This is a genomic window from Lysinibacillus sp. FSL M8-0134, from assembly GCF_038069745.1.
In the GTDB taxonomy this organism is placed as follows: Bacteria; Bacillota; Bacilli; order Bacillales_A; family Planococcaceae; genus Lysinibacillus; species Lysinibacillus irui.
In genome coordinates this window covers 1-2,296 of the sequence record NZ_JBBPAJ010000004.1, presented here as the reverse complement: position 1 = coordinate 2,296, position 2,296 = coordinate 1, and the positions used below count along the sequence as shown (strand labels likewise).

The following is a 2,296-nucleotide window of genomic DNA, read 5'->3' as shown; positions in this document are numbered from 1 at the left end:
TGCTTCAAACAATTTGGTTAAGTCCTCGATCGATTAGTATTCGTCAGCTCCATGTGTCACCACACTTCCACCTCGAACCTATCTACCTCATCGTCTTTGAGGGATCTTACTTACTTGCGTAATGGGAAATCTCATCTTGAGGGGGGCTTCATGCTTAGATGCTTTCAGCACTTATCCCGTCCACACATAGCTACCCAGCGATGCCTTTGGCAAGACAACTGGTACACCAGCGGTGTGTCCATCCCGGTCCTCTCGTACTAAGGACAGCTCCTCTCAAATTTCCTACGCCCACGACGGATAGGGACCGAACTGTCTCACGACGTTCTGAACCCAGCTCGCGTACCGCTTTAATGGGCGAACAGCCCAACCCTTGGGACCGACTACAGCCCCAGGATGCGATGAGCCGACATCGAGGTGCCAAACCTCCCCGTCGATGTGGACTCTTGGGGGAGATAAGCCTGTTATCCCCGGGGTAGCTTTTATCCGTTGAGCGATGGCCCTTCCATGCGGAACCACCGGATCACTAAGCCCGTCTTTCGACCCTGCTCGACTTGTAGGTCTCGCAGTCAAGCTCCCTTGTGCCTTTACACTCTACGAATGATTTCCAACCATTCTGAGGGAACCTTTGGGCGCCTCCGTTACCTTTTAGGAGGCGACCGCCCCAGTCAAACTGTCCGCCTGACACTGTCTCCTGCCCCGCTAAGGGGCATGGGTTAGAATTTCAATACAACCAGGGTAGTATCCCACCGACGCCTCCTTCGAAGCTGGCGCTCCGAGATCTCTGGCTCCTACCTATCCTGTACAAGTTGTACCAAAATTCAATATCAGGCTACAGTAAAGCTCCACGGGGTCTTTCCGTCCTGTCGCGGGTAACCTGCATCTTCACAGGTACTATAATTTCACCGAGTCTCTCGTTGAGACAGTGCCCAGATCGTTACGCCTTTCGTGCGGGTCGGAACTTACCCGACAAGGAATTTCGCTACCTTAGGACCGTTATAGTTACGGCCGCCGTTTACTGGGGCTTCAATTCGCAGCTTCGCTTGCGCTAACCACTCCTCTTAACCTTCCAGCACCGGGCAGGCGTCAGCCCCTATACGTCACCTTACGGTTTTGCAGAGACCTGTGTTTTTGCTAAACAGTCGCCTGGGCCTATTCACTGCGGCTCTCATGCGCTTGCACGCTCAAGAGCACCCCTTCTCCCGAAGTTACGGGGTCATTTTGCCGAGTTCCTTAACGAGAGTTCTCTCGCACACCTTAGGATTCTCTCCTCGACTACCTGTGTCGGTTTGCGGTACGGGCACCTCTCACCTCGATAGAGGCTTTTCTTGGCAGTGTGAAATCAGGAACTTCGTCCATACGGACTCGCCATCACAGCTCAACGTTACAGTGTGCGGATTTGCCTACACACACGCCTTACTGCTTGGACGCGCATAACCAACAGCGCGCTTACCCTATCCTACTGCGTCCCCCCATTTCTCAAACGGTGAGGAGGTGGTACAGGAATATCAACCTGTTGTCCATCGCCTACGCCTGTCGGCCTCGGCTTAGGTCCCGACTAACCCTGAGCGGACGAGCCTTCCTCAGGAAACCTTAGTCATACGGTGGACGGGATTCTCACCCGTCTTTCGCTACTCATACCGGCATTCTCACTTCTAAGCGCTCCACCAGTCCTTCCGGTCTGACTTCAACGCACTTAGAACGCTCTCCTACCACTGACATCGTAGATGTCAATCCACAGCTTCGGTGAATCGTTTAGCCCCGATACATTTTCGGCGCAGCGTCACTCGACCAGTGAGCTATTACGCACTCTTTAAATGATGGCTGCTTCTAAGCCAACATCCTGGTTGTCTGTGCAACGCCACATCCTTTTCCACTTAACGATTACTTTGGGACCTTAGCTGGTGGTCTGGGCTGTTTCCCTTTTGACTACGGATCTTATCACTCGCAGTCTGACTCCCGTGTATAAATATCTGGCATTCGGAGTTTGTCTGAATTCGGTAAACCGGGATGGCCCCCTAGTCCAAACAGTGCTCTACCTCCAGTATTCTCATCACGAGGCTAGCCCTAAAGCTATTTCGGAGAGAACCAGCTATCTCCAAGTTCGATTGGAATTTCTCCGCTACCCACACCTCATCCCCGCACTTTTCAACGTGCGTGGGTTCGGGCCTCCAGTAAGTGTTACCTTACCTTCACCCTGGACATGGGTAGATCACCTGGTTTCGGGTCTACGACCACGTACTATTTCGCCCTATTCAGACTCGCTTTCGCTGCGGCTCCGCCTTCTAAAGCTTAACCT

1 rRNA gene is annotated in these 2,296 nt (G+C 52.9%); it reads right to left on the bottom strand.

The annotated features are described in order from the left end of the window. Positions 1 to 13: 13 nt before the first annotated feature. Positions 14 to 2,296: ribosomal RNA gene (locus MKY49_RS22960) — 23S ribosomal RNA — on the bottom strand; the annotation flags it as partial.